General features: G+C 60.6%; 19 protein-coding genes and 1 pseudogene. 3 read left to right on the top strand and 17 right to left on the bottom strand.

The window, feature by feature from the left end:
• Positions 1-7 precede the first annotated feature (7 nt).
• Genes NCR93_RS26990 through NCR93_RS26945 form a run of 10 tightly spaced genes read right to left on the bottom strand, consistent with a single transcriptional unit; the run spans position 8 to position 8,031 of the window.
• Complete coding sequence (locus tag NCR93_RS26990) at positions 8-832, bottom strand: aspartate dehydrogenase (protein ID WP_008346008.1); 825 nt, start codon at positions 830-832, stop codon at positions 8-10.
• Positions 825-2,492: a thiamine pyrophosphate-binding protein gene (locus tag NCR93_RS26985; protein WP_008346007.1), complete on the bottom strand. Its 1,668-nt coding sequence runs from the start codon at positions 2,490-2,492 to the stop codon at positions 825-827. Before NCR93_RS26985 ends, NCR93_RS26990 begins: the two co-directional genes overlap by 8 nt.
• Positions 2,485-3,300, bottom strand: a complete 816-nt coding sequence (locus tag NCR93_RS26980; RefSeq protein ID WP_175980341.1) for an SDR family oxidoreductase — start codon at positions 3,298-3,300, stop codon at positions 2,485-2,487. Before NCR93_RS26980 ends, NCR93_RS26985 begins: the two co-directional genes overlap by 8 nt.
• On the bottom strand, positions 3,297-4,157 hold the full coding sequence (locus NCR93_RS26975) for an IclR family transcriptional regulator (protein ID WP_175980342.1): 861 nt from the start codon (positions 4,155-4,157) through the stop codon (positions 3,297-3,299). The genes NCR93_RS26980 and NCR93_RS26975 overlap by 4 nt, the downstream gene beginning before the upstream one ends.
• Positions 4,154-5,014, bottom strand: coding sequence for an alpha/beta fold hydrolase (locus NCR93_RS26970; RefSeq protein ID WP_175980343.1), 861 nt, complete (start codon positions 5,012-5,014; stop codon positions 4,154-4,156). Before NCR93_RS26970 ends, NCR93_RS26975 begins: the two co-directional genes overlap by 4 nt.
• A gap of 7 nt (positions 5,015-5,021) precedes the next feature.
• The gene (locus NCR93_RS26965) at positions 5,022-5,549 is read right to left on the bottom strand and encodes a cupin domain-containing protein (RefSeq protein WP_008345999.1); all 528 of its coding nucleotides are present in this window, start codon (positions 5,547-5,549) and stop codon (positions 5,022-5,024) included.
• Between the two features lie 33 nt (positions 5,550-5,582).
• On the bottom strand, positions 5,583-6,335 hold the full coding sequence (locus NCR93_RS26960; protein ID WP_008345996.1) for an SDR family oxidoreductase: 753 nt from the start codon (positions 6,333-6,335) through the stop codon (positions 5,583-5,585).
• Positions 6,328-7,386, bottom strand: coding sequence for an aromatic ring-hydroxylating dioxygenase subunit alpha (locus NCR93_RS26955; protein WP_175980344.1), 1,059 nt, complete (start codon positions 7,384-7,386; stop codon positions 6,328-6,330). Before NCR93_RS26955 ends, NCR93_RS26960 begins: the two co-directional genes overlap by 8 nt.
• 17 nt (positions 7,387-7,403) lie before the next feature.
• Positions 7,404-7,712 (bottom strand): recombinase-like helix-turn-helix domain-containing protein, encoded by a 309-nt coding sequence (locus NCR93_RS26950; protein WP_175980345.1) that lies wholly within the window; start codon positions 7,710-7,712, stop codon positions 7,404-7,406.
• A 1-nt stretch (position 7,713) separates the two neighbouring features.
• Positions 7,714-8,031, bottom strand: a complete 318-nt coding sequence (locus NCR93_RS26945) for a non-heme iron oxygenase ferredoxin subunit (protein WP_008345991.1) — start codon at positions 8,029-8,031, stop codon at positions 7,714-7,716.
• Between the two features lie 426 nt (positions 8,032-8,457).
• Here NCR93_RS26945 and NCR93_RS26940 point away from each other — a divergent pair, with 426 nt between their 5' ends.
• On the top strand, positions 8,458-9,531 hold the full coding sequence (locus NCR93_RS26940; RefSeq protein WP_008345987.1) for a porin: 1,074 nt from the start codon (positions 8,458-8,460) through the stop codon (positions 9,529-9,531).
• Positions 9,532-10,599: 1,068 nt separating this feature from the next.
• Positions 10,600-10,746 carry a hypothetical protein gene (locus NCR93_RS26935; RefSeq protein ID WP_175980346.1) on the top strand — a complete coding sequence of 49 codons (147 nt, stop codon included), beginning with the start codon at positions 10,600-10,602 and terminating at the stop codon, positions 10,744-10,746.
• 78 nt (positions 10,747-10,824) lie between these two features.
• On the opposite strand, the gene NCR93_RS26930 is transcribed toward NCR93_RS26935, so the two are convergent.
• The 6 genes and pseudogenes from NCR93_RS26930 to NCR93_RS32055 all read right to left on the bottom strand — a co-directional run.
• The gene (locus tag NCR93_RS26930) at positions 10,825-11,085 is read right to left on the bottom strand and encodes a PAAR domain-containing protein (protein WP_175980347.1); all 261 of its coding nucleotides are present in this window, start codon (positions 11,083-11,085) and stop codon (positions 10,825-10,827) included.
• Between the two features lie 34 nt (positions 11,086-11,119).
• On the bottom strand, positions 11,120-11,491 hold the full coding sequence (locus NCR93_RS26925; protein WP_175980348.1) for a hypothetical protein: 372 nt from the start codon (positions 11,489-11,491) through the stop codon (positions 11,120-11,122).
• The gene (locus NCR93_RS32160) at positions 11,488-11,886 is read right to left on the bottom strand and encodes a hypothetical protein (RefSeq protein ID WP_502799861.1); all 399 of its coding nucleotides are present in this window, start codon (positions 11,884-11,886) and stop codon (positions 11,488-11,490) included. The genes NCR93_RS26925 and NCR93_RS32160 overlap by 4 nt, the downstream gene beginning before the upstream one ends.
• A gap of 308 nt (positions 11,887-12,194) precedes the next feature.
• Positions 12,195-12,623 carry an SMI1/KNR4 family protein gene (locus tag NCR93_RS26920; RefSeq protein WP_175980369.1) on the bottom strand — a complete coding sequence of 143 codons (429 nt, stop codon included), beginning with the start codon at positions 12,621-12,623 and terminating at the stop codon, positions 12,195-12,197.
• A gap of 10 nt (positions 12,624-12,633) precedes the next feature.
• The gene (locus NCR93_RS26915) at positions 12,634-13,017 is read right to left on the bottom strand and encodes a polymorphic toxin type 8 domain-containing protein (protein WP_502799860.1); all 384 of its coding nucleotides are present in this window, start codon (positions 13,015-13,017) and stop codon (positions 12,634-12,636) included.
• Positions 12,993-13,137 (bottom strand): annotated as a pseudogene (locus NCR93_RS32055) (RHS repeat-associated core domain-containing protein); the annotation flags it as partial. The pseudogene NCR93_RS32055 and the gene NCR93_RS26915, both read right to left, overlap by 25 nt.
• 74 nt (positions 13,138-13,211) lie before the next feature.
• On the opposite strand from NCR93_RS32055, the gene NCR93_RS26910 reads away from it, so the two are divergent.
• A complete protein-coding gene (locus tag NCR93_RS26910; protein WP_175980350.1) occupies positions 13,212-13,442 on the top strand; it encodes a SymE family type I addiction module toxin in 231 nt (76 codons plus the stop codon).
• Positions 13,443-13,692: 250 nt separating this feature from the next.
• Here the strand turns inward: NCR93_RS26910 and NCR93_RS26900 are convergent.
• Positions 13,693-15,072: RHS repeat-associated core domain-containing protein (locus NCR93_RS26900; RefSeq protein ID WP_241814152.1), on the bottom strand; the 1,380-nt coding region annotated here is incomplete at its 5' end.

The following is a 15,072-nucleotide window of genomic DNA, read 5'->3' as shown; positions in this document are numbered from 1 at the left end:
AAGCTCCTTAGATGACGCAACGCGCGGCGCGATTGCGCAACGCACGGATCGCGCTGAATGCAGTCAACGCCGATGTCTTCGGATTCGACGGCAACGGCTTGCCGCACATTTCCAGCGACATCTCGCCGAACGCGCCGCGTGCGACGATGCGATGCACGTTGCGCTCGACAGCCGGATCGGCGATGAGACGCACGCGTGTGCCATCGAGTCCGAGTCCCGCTAACGCAATGGTCGCCGCGACGTTCGCGTTCTTCGGATAGAGACGCGCCGCATCGCGCGCAGTGCCTTCGAAGATGACCTTCTCTTCAGTCAGCGACTTCAGATCGCAGAGCGTTTCAGCAGGCGTGCCGAGCCAGCCGAGCGGCGGCTTGCGGCCGGTGTACTGCACGTCGTCCAGGCCGCCTTCCTTCGCGGCGGCGAGCGCATCGACGCCGCCGATCGCACCCGAGAGCAGCGTGATCGTGGCCGCGCCTTCATTGGCGGCATTGGCGAGGGCATCGAGCAAGCCGGCTTCCGACAGCGCGCCGATCGATGCGACCGCGCAATCCGTGCCCGACTTCAGCAACGGCACGACATGATCGACGAGCGCCGCATGTCCCGCGCATTCGAGCGCGAATTCCGGATGACTGGCGAGCGCATCGACGTGCGACACAACATCGACGTTATCGCCGAGCACGGCGCGCACGTTGTCGCGATCGCGTTCCGGCACGATCACATGCGAGATGCGAACGAGCGGATCGTTGTCGAGCGCGCGATACACCGCCGAACCGATCGCGCCGAAGCCGATCATCGCGATGTCGATCGCTTGCCGTGCATGGAGGGGATCACGCATATTCCGGCTCCTTCGGCTCTTCCTTCTTGACGGGCGGCCCGGCGAACGCGGTCGCGAACGAGCCGACCGACAGCATGTCCACTTCGACCAGCACCGGGCCATCGATCGCGAGCCCTTCGCGCACGATGTCATCGGCCTGATCGAGCGACGTGATGCGGCGATGCGCAAGGCCGAGACTCGCGCAGAACTGCGCGAAATCCGGCTGATGCAGATCGACGAACATGCGGCGTCCGCCGTAGTTCGCGTCCTGAATGTTGCGGATCACGCCGTAGCATTGATCGTTCATCAGCACGATCATGACGTTGGCCTTTTCCTGCACGGCGGTTGCGAGCTCGCCGACATTGACCATCAGACCGCCATCGCCGACGAGCGCGACAGTCTTCTTCGCCGCGCCCGAAAGCGCGGCGCCGATCGCCATCTGCATGCCTTGCCCGATGCCGCCGCCGAGCGCATGCACGCCCGCGCGCGGATTGAAAATCTTCAGCAGGCGGTTGCCCCACGTGCTGTTGGAGATCGTCACGTCGCGGACCCAGTTGTAATCGCGGCCCACCGCGCGTTGCAGCGAATCGACGAGACGCTTGTACGGTCCAAGTCCCTTCGACACTTCCGCGACGGCCGTTTCGCGCGCTGCCGCGAGATCGCTCGCGAACGCGGCATCGATGCGGATGCGGCCTTCGAGCAGCGTCGCGAGTTCATCGAGCACGCGCGATGCATCGCCATGCACGAAGAGTTCGTTGCGATAGCCGCGGTTATCGGCGAGCGCATCGGCGTCGATGCGATAAAGCGGCTGCGGCAGCGCGAGCTTGTACTTCAGCGTTTCGTTGCCGCGCAGACGCGAGCCGACGACGACGAGCGCATCGCAGGTCTTGTAGAACGCTTCGACGGACGGATGCACGTTGAATGCGCCGAGCGTCGCCGGATGATCTTCCGGCAGCACGCCGCGACCTTGCACGCTCGTCACCACGCCGAAGCCGAGCTTCACGAGGCGCTCGACCGCGCCGCGTGCATGACGCGTGCCGCCGCCGAGCCATAGCAACGGACGCTTCGCGTTCGTGAGCGCATCGGCGAGCTGCTTCACGCGCAGACTGTCGTGCGTGAGCATGCCGACGTGCGGCGCGGCGAGATCGGCGGGCCATTCGATTTCAGCGGCCTGAATGTCGATGGGAATCTCGACGCTCACCGGGCCCGCAGGCGCAGTGAGCGCGACGCGCACGGCTTCGCGAATCGTCGGCAACGCGGTGTCCACGGTGCGTACGCGAAACGCCGCCTTGGAGATGGATTGCAGCATCGACAACTGATCGGGCGCTTCGTGGATATACGCGAGATCCTGATCGAGATACTCGGTTTCGATCTGCCCGGTGATATGCAGCAACGCCGTGCCCGCGGTCAGCGCTTCGACCATCGCGCCCGCTGCGTTGCCGGCAGCCGTGCCCGTCGACGTGAACGCGACGCCGAGTTCGCCGGATACGCGCGCGAGGCCGTCGGCCATGTTCAGGGCGCCCGCTTCGCCGCGCGCGCCGACATAGCGGATGTTGCCGCGACGCCCGATCGCATCGAGGATCGGCATGTTGTGAATCGAGATCACGCCGAACGCCGTGCGGACGCCGCATTGTTCGAGGAACGCGGCGATCAGTTCGCCGACCGTGGTTTTTTCAGACATGACGAGCAAAGCCTCCGGAAACATCGATATGGCTGCCGGTCGTGTACGACGACAGCGTTGTTGCGAGATAGAAGAGCGCCTGCGCCGCTTCTTCGGGCAAGCCGAAGCGGGCGAGCGGAATGTTTTTCTTGCGCGCGAGCTCGCCGGTCCATTCTTCCCAGCTTTGGCGCGTGGGGTTATCGGCGTTTTCGTTCAAATAGTTCTGGTAGCGACGCTTCCATTGCCCCGATTCGACGATGCCGATGAGAATCGAATTCACGCGGATGCGTTGCGGCGCGAGTTCCGTCGCAAGCGATTTCACGAGACTCAACACGCCCGCGCGCGCTGATGAAGTCGCGACCATATGCGGCTCCGGTTGCAGCGCGAGCAGCGAGTTCACGCAGACGATCGCGGGCGAAGGCGCATCTTTCAGCATCGGCAAGAAGGCGCGCGTCGGACGAATGATGCTGAAGTACTTCAGTTCCAGTTCGTCGCGCCAGGCGTCGTCGGTGGTATCGGCGAATGTGGAGACGCGGCCCTGACCCGCGTTATTCACGAGCATGTCGACGCGGCCGAAGCGTTGCATTACCTGCGATGCGAATGCGTTCACTTGGTCCGCGTCGAGCACGTCGCAACGCGCGGCGAACAGTTGCGCTTGCGGGAATTCATCGGCGAGCGTTGCCTGCGCGCCTTGCAGACGTTCGCTGTCGCGCCCGCAAATGGCCACCGATGCGCCCGCTTGCAAGAACAACTTCGCCGTCGCGAGACCGATGCCCGACGAACCGCCGGTGACGACAGCGACCTGGTCCGAGAGATCGATTCGAATCATTGCAACCCCAGAGATTTCATGTAGCGGTTCGACGCGGAAGCACGCGCGCCCGGGCGATAGTTGAGACGCATCGAGAGCGCCTCGGCGGCTTCGCGAACCTTGTCGACGAGACCGCTGTCGAGCAACGCTGCGTCGATCTCGGGACGCGGAATCGTCGTCGTGATGACGGCGACGATGCGTCCCGTGTCGTTGCGAACGGGCGCGGTGACGACCGATATGCCGCGCTCGAACGACGACTGGCTTGTCGCGTAGCCGCGTTCGGCGTCTTCCTTCACGCGCTCGAAGAGCTCTTCGACCGTTTCGGGCGTGGACGTCGTGAAGCGTTCGAGATGCGCTTCCGGGTAGAGCGCGCGCAGTTCATCGAGCGAAAGATCGCCCATCAGAACGTGGCCGTGCGTCGTCGCATGGGCGGGAAGGCGCGTGCCGACGTTCACCTTCACCGAACTGAAGATAGGCGCGTGACTCTGCGCTTTCGCGACGAACACGACATCGCGCCCATCGCGAATGAGAATGTGGCTCGTGAGACCGGTCGCGTCGCGCAATGCTTCGATGATCGGCAGGCCGAGATCGGTGAGTTCGAGCGAGCTCAGATATTCGAAGCCGAGACGCAGCACGGCGACGCCCAGCCGATAGTTGCGGTCCTTGTCCGCGCGCTCCAGAAAGCCGAGCGATTCGAGCGTCTGCAACAGGCGGAAAACCGTCGTGCGCGGAATGCCGAGGCGTCGCGACAATTCGGGCGCGCCAAGCACCGGTTCGCGCGGCGAGAACTCGGTGAGGATCTTCAATCCGCGTTCGAGTCCCGGCACGATGTAAGTCGGTTCGCCATTGTCGGCTTCTTCCGTGGCGAGGGATGTCATTGCGGTACTCCGTCTTTCGTGTGGCATTCGATGCTTTCGCAAAACGCATCGATCAATGCGGTGTATGCAGCGGGTGATTCGACGTAGCCTGCATGGCCCGCACGCGGCATCACTTGCAGATTGACCCGCGCGGCCTGCGCGATGCGCTCGCATGCGTCGGGCGGCGTGATCGCATCGTCCGCGCCGACGGCGACCGCGATGCGTCCGTGAAAGCGCGCGATATCCGCTGCGAGATCGGCGTTGGCAAGCAGATGCGTCGCTTGCGCATAGCCTGCGGGGACGATGCGCGCCATGTTCCAGCGGACCCATTCGCGCGCTTCATCGTCGGCGTAGTGCGAAAGCATGTTGGCGCTGCGCTCGCGTGCGAGTCCTTGCGGGCCGAGTTCGTTCAGCATCTTCAAACGTGCATCGCGTTTCGAATCGCGCACTTCCTTCGATGCAGCGCCATAACCCGCAGCCGGCGATATCAGCAGCAGGCCCGCGACGCGCTGTGGCGTATGCACGGCGAATGATCCCGCGATGATCGCGCCGAGCGAATGGCCGACGATCACGCATCGATCGATATCGAGCGCATCGAGCCACGCGCGCAACGCTTGCCCGTAATCGAGCGCAAGCGGCGAATCGTTACGTATGCAACTAGATTCGCCATACCCCGGCGCGTCCCATGCGATGACACGCCGCTTCGCACCAAGCGCGCCGATCTGCCGGACCCACGACGCCGCGCCCGACCCGATCCCATGCAGCAGCACGACGGGCAGCGCGCGCCGATGCATCGCACCTGCCTCGCGATAACCCGTGATGCCGTGCGCGGTTTCGATATGCGTGTCGGGAAAGCACGCGAGCGTCTGGATGTTCATGCGAGCCTCAGCGCTTCAACTTCGCCAGCGGCGAATCCGGCGGATACGTCGGCGTGATGGGTTTCGGCGCGCCGAGCATCACGCACATCAGCGCGTCTTCCTCGCCGATGTTGATCTCCGTGCGATACACGCCCGGCGGCACGGAAATGAGATCGCGCTCGCCGAGCACGGCTTCCCACGTTTGTCCGTCCTTCTCGCAGACGACTTTCATCTTTCCGCGCAGCACGAAGAAAATCTCTTCTACGTCGATATGAATATGACTCGGCCCGATGTTGCCGGCGGGAATGACCATCGTCGAAAACGTGAAGCTGCCTGCGGGAATCGTGTTCATGTCCTTCGATACACCCGTGCCGCCAGTGCCGACATAACGCATCTGCGCGCGACGATACTTCGGGTCGTAGTCGGCCTGGAACTTGAGCGCGTCCCAGTCGTAACGGCGCGTTTCGAGGCGCGCGACGCGCGTGTCCATCCATTGTGCGAAGCTCGCTTCGGCGGGCTGATCCCACGACTTGCGTTCGATGTCTGCATCGGCCATTGCTTTCTCCAGGTTCCAATCAAATAGAGCGAATCAATTCATCACGAAGCCGCCGTTCACCGGCAGCAACTGGCCCGTTACGAAGCGCGCCGCATCCGAGAGCAGGAACAGCACGGGGCCGTTCACGTCGTCGGGGACTTGCGCGCGCGTCAATGCGCGGCCTTTGAGGTAATACTCGTGACGCTCGGCGGGCACATATGCGGTGGCTTCCACTTCGGTGAGGCCGGGCGCGATCGCGTTGACGGTCACGTTGTCCGCGCCGAACTCGCGGGCGAGCGAGCGCGTCATCGCGATCACCGCGCCCTTGCTCGCGACGTATGCGAGCAGCTTCGGCGCGCCCCACAGCGCCGTATCGGATGCGATGTTCACGATCGCGCCGCGTCCCGAATCCTTCAGATGCGGCAGGCACGCGACGCTCATCAGCCAAGTGCCGCGCACGTTCACGTTCATCACCGCATCCCATGTTTGCGGTGTGAGCTCGCTGGCGGACTTGCCGCCCGAGTTGGTGATCGCGGCGTTGTTGATGAGCGCATCGAGACCGCCCAACGCATTCGTGCCTTGTTCGACGAATTCGGCGATGCTTCGCGGTTCGTTCAGATCGAGCGGGAAGAAGTGCACGTCACGCAGTTCGCGCGCAAGTGCTTCGCCTTCTTCGCTAAGCACATCGCCGAACGCGACGTGCGCGCCTTGCCCGACGAGCGCGCGCACGAAGGCCGCGCCGAGTCCGCGAGCGCCGCCGGTCACGATCACGCGACGGCCGTCGAGCGCTTTCGACGCATCACGCATGAGCGTGCTCCGTGTTCTTCGGCAATGCTTCGAGCGCGGCGAGATGTTGCTGCGCGCGCTGCTTCAACATGCGACGCACGCGCGTCATGCCGACATCGTGCTGATAGAGGAATTCGTGATCGCGTGCGTTCGGCGCCAGGCTTTCGAGCACATAGCGGTCTTGTTCGAGCACGGCCCAGTGCAGTCCTTCGAGACGATTGCGATACAGGAAGCGCCACGCATCGCGCTGCCATCCGGAGACCTTGCGCGTGCGCCAGAAGTAGACCTGGCAGTTGTCGTTGTCGACGGGCGTAGCAAAACCGATGATCCCGAAGTTGCCGCCGGGCCCGAACTTCTTCTTGTACGGAATCGCGAGGCGCATCCACAGGCAGCCGGTTTCGCCGAGCTCCACCCAGTCGAAGTTCACGTCGCGCTGATTGACCTTCTCGAACATCAAGCCAGTTTCGGTCTTGCGCACGCGCATGTCGGCCTGCTTGTCGCCCTCGGCCATCGAATGCGATGTCGCGTGGAGATACGCGCCGTGCATCGGGTCCATCACGTTGTCGATCGCGTACTGGTAATTGCACTTCCAGTGCGACATGCACAGGAAGCTCGCGTATTCCTCGCCGACGAGTTCTTCGGGCAGCACGAGCGGCGCGGGTTCCTTGTTGGCGTCGTCGCCGAACCAGAGGAAGATCGCGCCCGCGCGTTCTTCGACGGGGTACGACTTCACGCACTTCTGGCCTTCGAGCGGGCACGCGGACACGGCGGGCACTTTCTGCACAGTGCCGCTGCCATCGACTTCGATGCCGTGATACCAGCACGCGACGCTGCCGCCGAGATTCCAGCCGAGCGACAGACGCGCACCGCGATGCGGACAGCGATCTTCGAGCGCATGCACTTTGCCTTCGTTGTCGCGCCAGAGCACGATCTGATCGCCGAGTCGCGTCAAGCCGATGGGCGCATTCGCCACTTGCCAGCTCGGCGCCACGGGATACCAGTAATTGCGCAAGCCGCGATCGAGATAGGCCTGAACGGGATCGACGGCGACTGTTTGGTGAGGGGAGGTCATGGGAAGAAGCTCCTTCTTTATTCGGCGAGCGTGCGCAGTTCGGCGGCGAGGCGGTCGGCGGTCCATGCGGTGCCTTCCGGCGTGCGGAAACCGTCCTTGTTCAAGCCCGCGACCACCTGTTCCAGTTCCAGCGCGCCCGCTTCGAAGACGCGTTCGAGCGCATCGCCGAAGTCGTTTTCGTATTGCGTCGGCTCGGCCTTGCGCGTCTGCCAGATGAAGTTTTCAGTCTCGCCCGGCTTTTCGATCACGCCCTTGCCGGCGACGTTGTTCGGCTGCGGCGCGAGCCACGGCTTGAGATGCGGGTTGAAGTTCACGACTTTTTCCATGTCACGCCACCTTGATCTGAATTTCCTCGCCGGCGAGGCGCACCGAATACGTCTTCAGGTCGCGGCCGCCGGGCTCTTTCAGGCATTTGCCCGTGGGGATGTGAAACACCGCTTCGTGCAGCGGACATTCGACGGTGTCGCCATCGACGAAGCCTTGCGTCAGCAACGCATATGCGTGCGGGCAGACGTTCTCGAGCGCATACAGCGCGTCGCCCACTTTGTAGATTCCGATTTCCGCGCCGTCATCGAGCTTGAATTCGATTGGTGCGTCTTCCGACAGATCGCCGGCATGCCCGGCGCAGCGCCATTGTTCAGACATCTTTCACCCTTTCCTCTGGTTCGTCTGTGTTCCACTAAAGGAACGTCAGTTCGTGTATGGTGATTATAGGAGTCGACTGGCTCGGAAAAAATATAAAAGTAGATATCTAGGTGAAAACACTTAAGTCGACGCGGTTCAAAGCTCGCGGATGAAGTAAGAACGCCCGTTTGTCATTGATCCGTAAGCCCTTTTGCCCGGCAGATGCGCCGTGTCCGCGTCGTCTCAGGGTCTACCCGGCTTCATCACGAATTTATTTTTTTGGCGCGGGAAAGCTCACTATACTTTCCATAGGCAGGACGGTGATCCATATATGGAACGCAAGCGAGTGGCGGGACGTCTTGCTGGGGAAGGGCAACAACTGCGATCAGCAGGAACAGGAAAGCGGGCGAGGCCCGCGCTCGAACCACACAATCAGGAGAACGAAGGGTGAAGCACATCATCGCAGCGGGGCTCATCGGGGCCGGGGTCGCGACCGGCGCGGCCGCGCAAAGCACGGTCACGCTCTATGGCAGTCTCGATGCCGGCATCGCGTATATCAACAACGTCGGCGGCCATCCGAAGTGGATGGAGGAGCAGGGCAACATGCAGCCGGATCGCTGGGGCTTTCGCGTGGTCGAGGATTTGGGGGGCGGGCTCAAGACCGTCGCGCAACTCGAGAACGGCTTCTACACGAACACGGGCAACTTCGCGAAGGCGGGCACGCTTTGGAATAGGCAGGCGTATCTCGGGCTCGAGCAAGAAAACGTCGGCACGCTGACGCTCGGTCATCAGACGCCGTTCAGCTTCGACATGCTCGGACCGCTATCGACCGCGTATCTCGCGGCGAGCTGGTACGCGTTCCATCCAGGCAACATCGATCAATTGGCGGATACGGGCGTGGTGCCCTACGACAACTCGGTGAAATTCCGCTCGGCGAACTTCTATGGCTTCTCTGCGGGCGCGATGATGGGCCTCGGCAACACGACGAACTTCTCGACGGGCCGCAACTACGGCTTCGGCATTACGTATGCGAACGGTCCGTTCAAGGCGGCGGCCACGTATTCGAACGAGCACAATCGCACGCCCGCGATCGCGACGACCGGTCTGACGACGTTTCAGGGTCAGCCGGCGGCGACTTACATGGCGGACAAGCAGGAGGAGATGGGCGCAGGTGCGTCGTATGAGATCGGCAAGTTCGTCGTGCATGCGCTTTATACGCGCGTGAAGCTGCAATCGAACGGGCAGTCCGATACGTTTCAGTCATACGATGCGGGGTTGACCTTTAAACCGGTCGCGTGGAACTGGATCGCGGGCGGCGCGGCGACGACGACGTTCGCGGGCGGACGATGGACGCAGTTCGAAATCGGCGATATCTATATGTTGTCGAAGTCGACGCAGCTTTATGTCAATGCGCTTTATGAGCATGCTACTGGGGGGGTGAAGGCGGCTTTCTTTACCGCTGGGGTGTCGAGTACGGCGAATCAAGTCATCGTGCTGGCGGGGATTCATCACTCGTTTTGATTTTTTGGTTTTGGTTTTGGTTTTCGCCGGATCCCGTATTCGCGTCGGTCTATTGGCACTGCCCCTGTGCGGGGCGGCGCCTACTTTCTTTGCAAAATTAACCATTACCACGGAAATGGTACGGTCCGTCAGATTCTGGATTGGGCGGCGATGCGCGGCTCGCGCAGCGGCCCGAACCCGGCACGCTTCGACGGGCACATCGAGCATCTCCTCGCGAACCGATGAAGGCGAAGCCGACCCGTTCAACCTTGCTTTCCATCGCAGAGTGCGAAGTTGCGGGTTGTGTCGCGTGTGCGCCAGCGGCAGCATGCACCGTTCAAGCGATCGTTGTTGACGGTAACGCCATTCTGAACGTCAACAGCTCGGGCGCGAGCGACGAGCGCGCGGTCACGGTTGGCGCTTCCTCGACGAGCGCAACTGTGACCATCAGCAAGCTATCGATTAAGGGGAACGTGCGGACCTACCCAGGCGACACGCAATATCCGATTGGGCTTATCAATCTTCAAGCGGGGGCCGTGGCACTCGCTGATGTCGCGGGCAACGATTTCAGTGTGCCCGCTATGCCGTTTGGAATTGAGCTATCGACAGTACGACAGCGGTAGCGCCATTTCAGTCCTTCGACAGCGGGAACCTGCTGCCCGGGCAGCGCGTATTGCGAGGCACGGCTCCGCCGACCTCCGGAACGTGGGTCATCGGTGACAGCATGACCAATAGCAACCCGGCCGGAACAGCCGTCGCCGGGTGGACCTGCACCGCAGCAGGCACGCCGGGAACGTGGAAGGCTTTCGGAGCGCTCTCGTAAAGCGTCGCTCCGCTATGTCCATCCGCTACGCCGCAGCTCTGCTAGCCGCGCTTATTTTTCACAGGTGCACGCTCGTCTACATAGAAGCGATCACAACACCATCGCCAATACGGGCGGACACGGCGGCGTGCAGTTACCTGAGCATGAAAGCGGCGGCGCGGCCTCGATCAATCGGCTCATCCACCCGCAGCAACGCTAACCCCAAGGACACAAAGCAATGAAGGTGCATATCGAGAACCAGGGCAGTTTCAGATATTCGGGTCATCGTGGACGGTGACACGCTGAACGATTCGACGCTCACGCCGGGAGAGGCGGAAGTCTACGCGACGGAACCTGAAGGCGTCGTTCAGTTGCGCGAGTTGGGCGGTGGCGAGGCGCAAGACGAAGCGAGCGAGGACGTCGAGCGCGCATAAGTAGAGGCCCGCGCCAGGCGGGCCTTATGGGTGCTCGTCGCGAAGGTCGAGCCGCGCATCGACGCTCGACCATTTCCCTTACCCCACCGAGCCGTGATCCTCGTAAGCGATCAGACGGCTGCCACACGCGGTCAAATGTCCGTCGAGTGCGACGCCATTGCCGTTCGTGTCGGTCAACCTGTCCGAGCATTGAATAATAGGGTTGGTGCCGTGTTCCGGGCACGTCACCAAATCACCCATGCGAGCCACCCCGCGCCCCTTGATGTCCATCGTGTCGGAGCCCGTGATGATGCGCCCGCCGTGGGTGGTTGCGTCGCCTACGCATGCAATTGAGGTCATTTCAGAAACTAGAAGTTAGTCGATTCTCAAACCGCTACGACCCAATATATTTGTATCTCAAGCGCATCTGAGCGTGGTCTCGTTGGATTTCGACTTGGAGAATTGGTTCTTGGGGCTTGCCATCTGACCAGAGCACTGCTTCCACTCCCCATGCTTCACCACCATTCATCTCAAAAACATCAATGAAGCGCCGGGAGCCTCGCTGCTCTATAAATGCTCGGTCGAGTGGTGCTACACCGATCCGTGGGTTATCCAAGAAGTACTCTGCCAACGTTTCCTTGATTTCCTCAAGAATGGGCATCGTTACGTCGAACTTTGCTTGAAGTGTTTGAGCATCTTGAGCATTGATGGCCTCGATGAATTCGGTGATAAGTAAGTAAGCTTCATCGTTGTTCAACTTGGTCATTTAGATCTACCTCGCTTTGATGGTGTGGTTGTTCTGGCTCCCGCGCTGGCACCTATCCCGGAGAAGTAACTTCTCGCTTTCAAGACCGCGCATTTTGCGGCTTTGGAACTTAGCCCGGCGGCTTTCAATGAATTGAAGGCAACTACAGTCTCGCTTCCAAGTGTACCGCCTAGCGATGCCCGGTCTTGCGCGCGGTTCGCGTTGTAGTGCGGTGTCCCCCGGGTCGTTCCGTCTTGATTTCGCCCCTGCAGACTGATCGCGGGGGCGTCGTTATAGTTGTAGCCCGACATGCCATTGACTGCGGCGTCCTGATAGATGTGATGCGAGTCTTGCAACCCGCCAACCCTTCTGAGATCTCCGTGACGCCCCGTTTGGACACCCTCGTTCTCAAGTATCTTCTCGCAATCATCGGGACACGGACATGTCGTTAAGCCAAGAGGCTCGATCCATCGAACCGGGTTCGGCGCGTATTGATATACCTGGCTGCACCGTGCGATCGCTGGAATTCAGCAAATGCACCTCAACGACGACGCGCGCCGGGTGGTCGCGGAACGGCTTTTCTAGCTGCCGGCAGACTGACAGCCGCCGCTGCGTTTCTCCCCGATCGGGGAGAAACGGGTAGCCGCGCGTTGGTCGATTTCGAGCTTTAGAGGCCAGAAACAACAAGGGCCGCTCACGCGGCCCCAAGATGCTTCCCTCATCGTTATCCCGGTCGACCGGGCGTAGTCAGAAAGGCTGCGAAGCTATCAGCAATCGCTGACGCTTGCCCTGTCTCGTGCGACCAAAGAACTACAACAGGCTCTCCGGCATCGCCAAGCGTTCCATAGTCGAAGCAGTAGTAATCCCCCGTTCCGAATTCCGCAAACGGTAGCAACTGAGAGAGGTCGATAGAGCTACCTGAGAAGTTGTCTCGCCACTCTTGCCAATCTTCTTTGAAGTGACGAACTATCGACTCCCACGTTTTGCGGGGATCGCGTGCATCGAATACAGGAAACACAACCAAAGCACCCAATAGTTTGCCGTTGTTGTCCAGAAGCCAATCCGAGAACGACTTAGGCAAGCGTCGCGCCAATTCCGTCTCAGCTGCATGGATCGCATCTACTGTTGTGCCTATCACTCGCGCTTTAGCCATCATTTCTCGCTTAGGGTAAAGAGCCCGCCTTCGGGAGACTCAACTTGCCGGTCCCAGGCGACCCAGAACTCGGCATCTTTGCCGACCAGCACCCATTCCGCTTGCGCCAATAGCGATGCTGAATGCCTCGATGGTCTGCCGCCAACATCGGGTCAGCATGCGAATAATCGTAACCGGAGTCATTTTCGAAACGAGGTCTGTGTGCAAGTTCATACCCCGGTGGTGCCTTGATATTGGCTTGCTGGCCAGCATCAACTCTACGTGCCTGATTTTGGAGCCAACCACGCATTGAACTTGGCGTATTCGGATCGTTCATGACATCTCGCCAGCGAGCATCCGGATCTACGTACGGCTCCCCACAGCAACAAACCTTTGCCAACCCTAGCGGATCGATCCACTGTGTCGGGTTCGGCGCGTACTGATATAGGTTTGTTCCGCCTGCAAGACCGATAGGGTCTTGCGTGATGAACCGTCCCGTCGCCGGATCATAGTACCGATGCCGATTGTAAGGTAAACGAAGCGCGGGCCGTGAGTGCTACCAACACTCACGGCCCGCTGACCACCACCAACTCAAGCAAGGAGTTGACCATGGCTGACACCAATCTTAAAGCACGCCCCCACGTTACGGAACGGTTCGTGACTGTTCAAGAGTCGCGGCGCGAAAGCCGCTCGACTAAACCCTACTGGCAGCGAACGGAGCCGCCGTGTTTTCCGTGGCTCAAGCTCGCCGGACGATGGATCGAGCACGCCGGATTCGTAGCAGGGCAGCGCGTCAAGATCAATGTTGAACATGGGCGGCCCACCATTACCGCCGAATGAACAAAGGGCCGCGTCAGCGGCCCTCTTCATTAAATGCGCTTGACCACCTCCAGTTCATCCCACAACTGAGACAGTCCGATTGATTCCATGTAGGTTCCGTAATCTTGGAATTTGCCGGAACTGATTTCAGTATTGGACAACCATGTCGCGTCACACTCGGGACAGATATAAATCAAGCGCCCGTTCGCTTTGATTCTTGCCTCGACAACATAATCTTGCTCACACCGTGGGCAAATCATCTTTCATCCCTTCAATGTACTGGATAAGCCGTAATAACTTCATTCGTCCCTGGACGAGTGATGATCTTGATGCTTGTTTCCCCAGCAGTACCGACTGCTCTGCCCATAGGAACAATATAGGCGCCCGGATCGTCGGCTAGAGGCTGGCCGCGATTCTTCCAAGCTTCATCCACCATATCTAGTGAGCTACCGCGCTTGCACGTACAGAACACTGAGTGAGTTGGCTTGTTTGAGTTTGGAGACTCATGTTCCAAGACATGCTTAATTCGATTGCCTTGTCTGGACCCTTGCCCGTAACTCAAACCGTTCGGCGTACTCCAGGTGCGTGAGCTTTTGTCGTATCCGAGCTTCAACAACCCAAGTGGATCAATCCACTGCACCGGATTAGGCGCATATTGATATAGGTTTGTTCCGCCTGCAAGACCGATAGGGTCTTGCGTAATGTAGCGGCCCGAACTCGAATCGTAGTATCTATAACGGTTGTACGTCAGCCCCGTCTCGTCGTCCGCGTATTGGCCTTGGAACCGAATCGCGTTATCCGCTTCGGCCGGATCCGTCTTGCCATAGGGCGTTGGTTTCCTTCCACCCCACGCCTTATACCGCGCCAGCCACACAACCTTACCCGACTCGTCGAGCAACTCCTGCGGCGTGCCAAGGTGGTCATTCTGATAGAACAGCGTCGCATGACGGCTCTTCGCCGGAACCTGAACAAACCCACCATCGGTGCCCGTCGCGAGAAACGCGGGTTCGACCAGCTTCTCATCGAGACGAGCGAGCGGCACGAACGTCCCCGGTTCGTGCAGATAGAGCGACGCCCGCGTCCACTGATGGCTCACGTCCAACGTGTGCATGCGCTGCGCGACCGGCAGCGAATACGCGTCCTGCTCATCTTCCCGCACCGTCTGATAAGCGGCATTCGCGGACTTGCGCTCGCGTCCATACTCGCGCGGCAGCTCGTCAAAGCGCTCTTCCATGAGCAGCACATCGCCGTCCCATGTGAAGACGGTTAGCTCGGTTGCGCCTGTCGCGCCTCTGACTTCCTTCGCCACGCGCCGCCCGAACGCGTCGTAGGTATAGCTTGCGGCAACATCGAACGGCGCAGTGCCAGAAATCCAGGTAGTAAAACCATCCGTGCTCCTCTCCCGGCGGTCGATCTCGTTCGCCGCTGGCGGCTTCGCGTAGCGCTTGGCCTCCGTGAGCCGGTTCTGCTTGTCGTAGGCATAAACCCACGTCACGCCATTAGGCTCGGTCTTGCGGCTCAGGTTCCCGCGCTCGTCATACGCGTAGTGCGTGCGGTTCAACTCCTTCAGCACATTGCCGATGCACTTCGGCAACGACTGTTCCCATGCATGAAGCTTCTTATCATCGTCGGAGCGGCGTTGATCCCACTG

It is taken from the genome of Caballeronia sp. ATUFL_F1_KS39 (assembly GCF_023630985.1).
Lineage (GTDB): Bacteria > Pseudomonadota > Gammaproteobacteria > Burkholderiales > Burkholderiaceae > Caballeronia > Caballeronia zhejiangensis.
The sequence above is the reverse complement of the archived record's forward strand: the minus strand, read 5'-3'. Positions and strand labels throughout refer to the sequence as shown.

Coding starts and splice junctions, on each gene's coding strand:
- NCR93_RS26990 (WP_008346008.1), bottom strand. CDS start 832: ATGCGTGATCCCCTCCATGCACGGCAAGCGATCGACATCGCGATGATC.
- NCR93_RS26985 (WP_008346007.1), bottom strand. CDS start 2,492: ATGTCTGAAAAAACCACGGTCGGCGAACTGATCGCCGCGTTCCTCGAA.
- NCR93_RS26980 (WP_175980341.1), bottom strand. CDS start 3,300: ATGATTCGAATCGATCTCTCGGACCAGGTCGCTGTCGTCACCGGCGGT.
- NCR93_RS26975 (WP_175980342.1), bottom strand. CDS start 4,157: ATGACATCCCTCGCCACGGAAGAAGCCGACAATGGCGAACCGACTTAC.
- NCR93_RS26970 (WP_175980343.1), bottom strand. CDS start 5,014: ATGAACATCCAGACGCTCGCGTGCTTTCCCGACACGCATATCGAAACC.
- NCR93_RS26965 (WP_008345999.1), bottom strand. CDS start 5,549: ATGGCCGATGCAGACATCGAACGCAAGTCGTGGGATCAGCCCGCCGAA.
- NCR93_RS26960 (WP_008345996.1), bottom strand. CDS start 6,335: ATGCGTGATGCGTCGAAAGCGCTCGACGGCCGTCGCGTGATCGTGACC.
- NCR93_RS26955 (WP_175980344.1), bottom strand. CDS start 7,386: ATGACCTCCCCTCACCAAACAGTCGCCGTCGATCCCGTTCAGGCCTAT.
- NCR93_RS26950 (WP_175980345.1), bottom strand. CDS start 7,712: ATGGAAAAAGTCGTGAACTTCAACCCGCATCTCAAGCCGTGGCTCGCG.
- NCR93_RS26945 (WP_008345991.1), bottom strand. CDS start 8,031: ATGTCTGAACAATGGCGCTGCGCCGGGCATGCCGGCGATCTGTCGGAA.
- NCR93_RS26930 (WP_175980347.1), bottom strand. CDS start 11,085: ATGACCTCAATTGCATGCGTAGGCGACGCAACCACCCACGGCGGGCGC.
- NCR93_RS26925 (WP_175980348.1), bottom strand. CDS start 11,491: ATGACCAAGTTGAACAACGATGAAGCTTACTTACTTATCACCGAATTC.
- NCR93_RS26920 (WP_175980369.1), bottom strand. CDS start 12,623: ATGGCTAAAGCGCGAGTGATAGGCACAACAGTAGATGCGATCCATGCA.
- NCR93_RS26910 (WP_175980350.1), top strand. CDS start 13,212: ATGGCTGACACCAATCTTAAAGCACGCCCCCACGTTACGGAACGGTTC.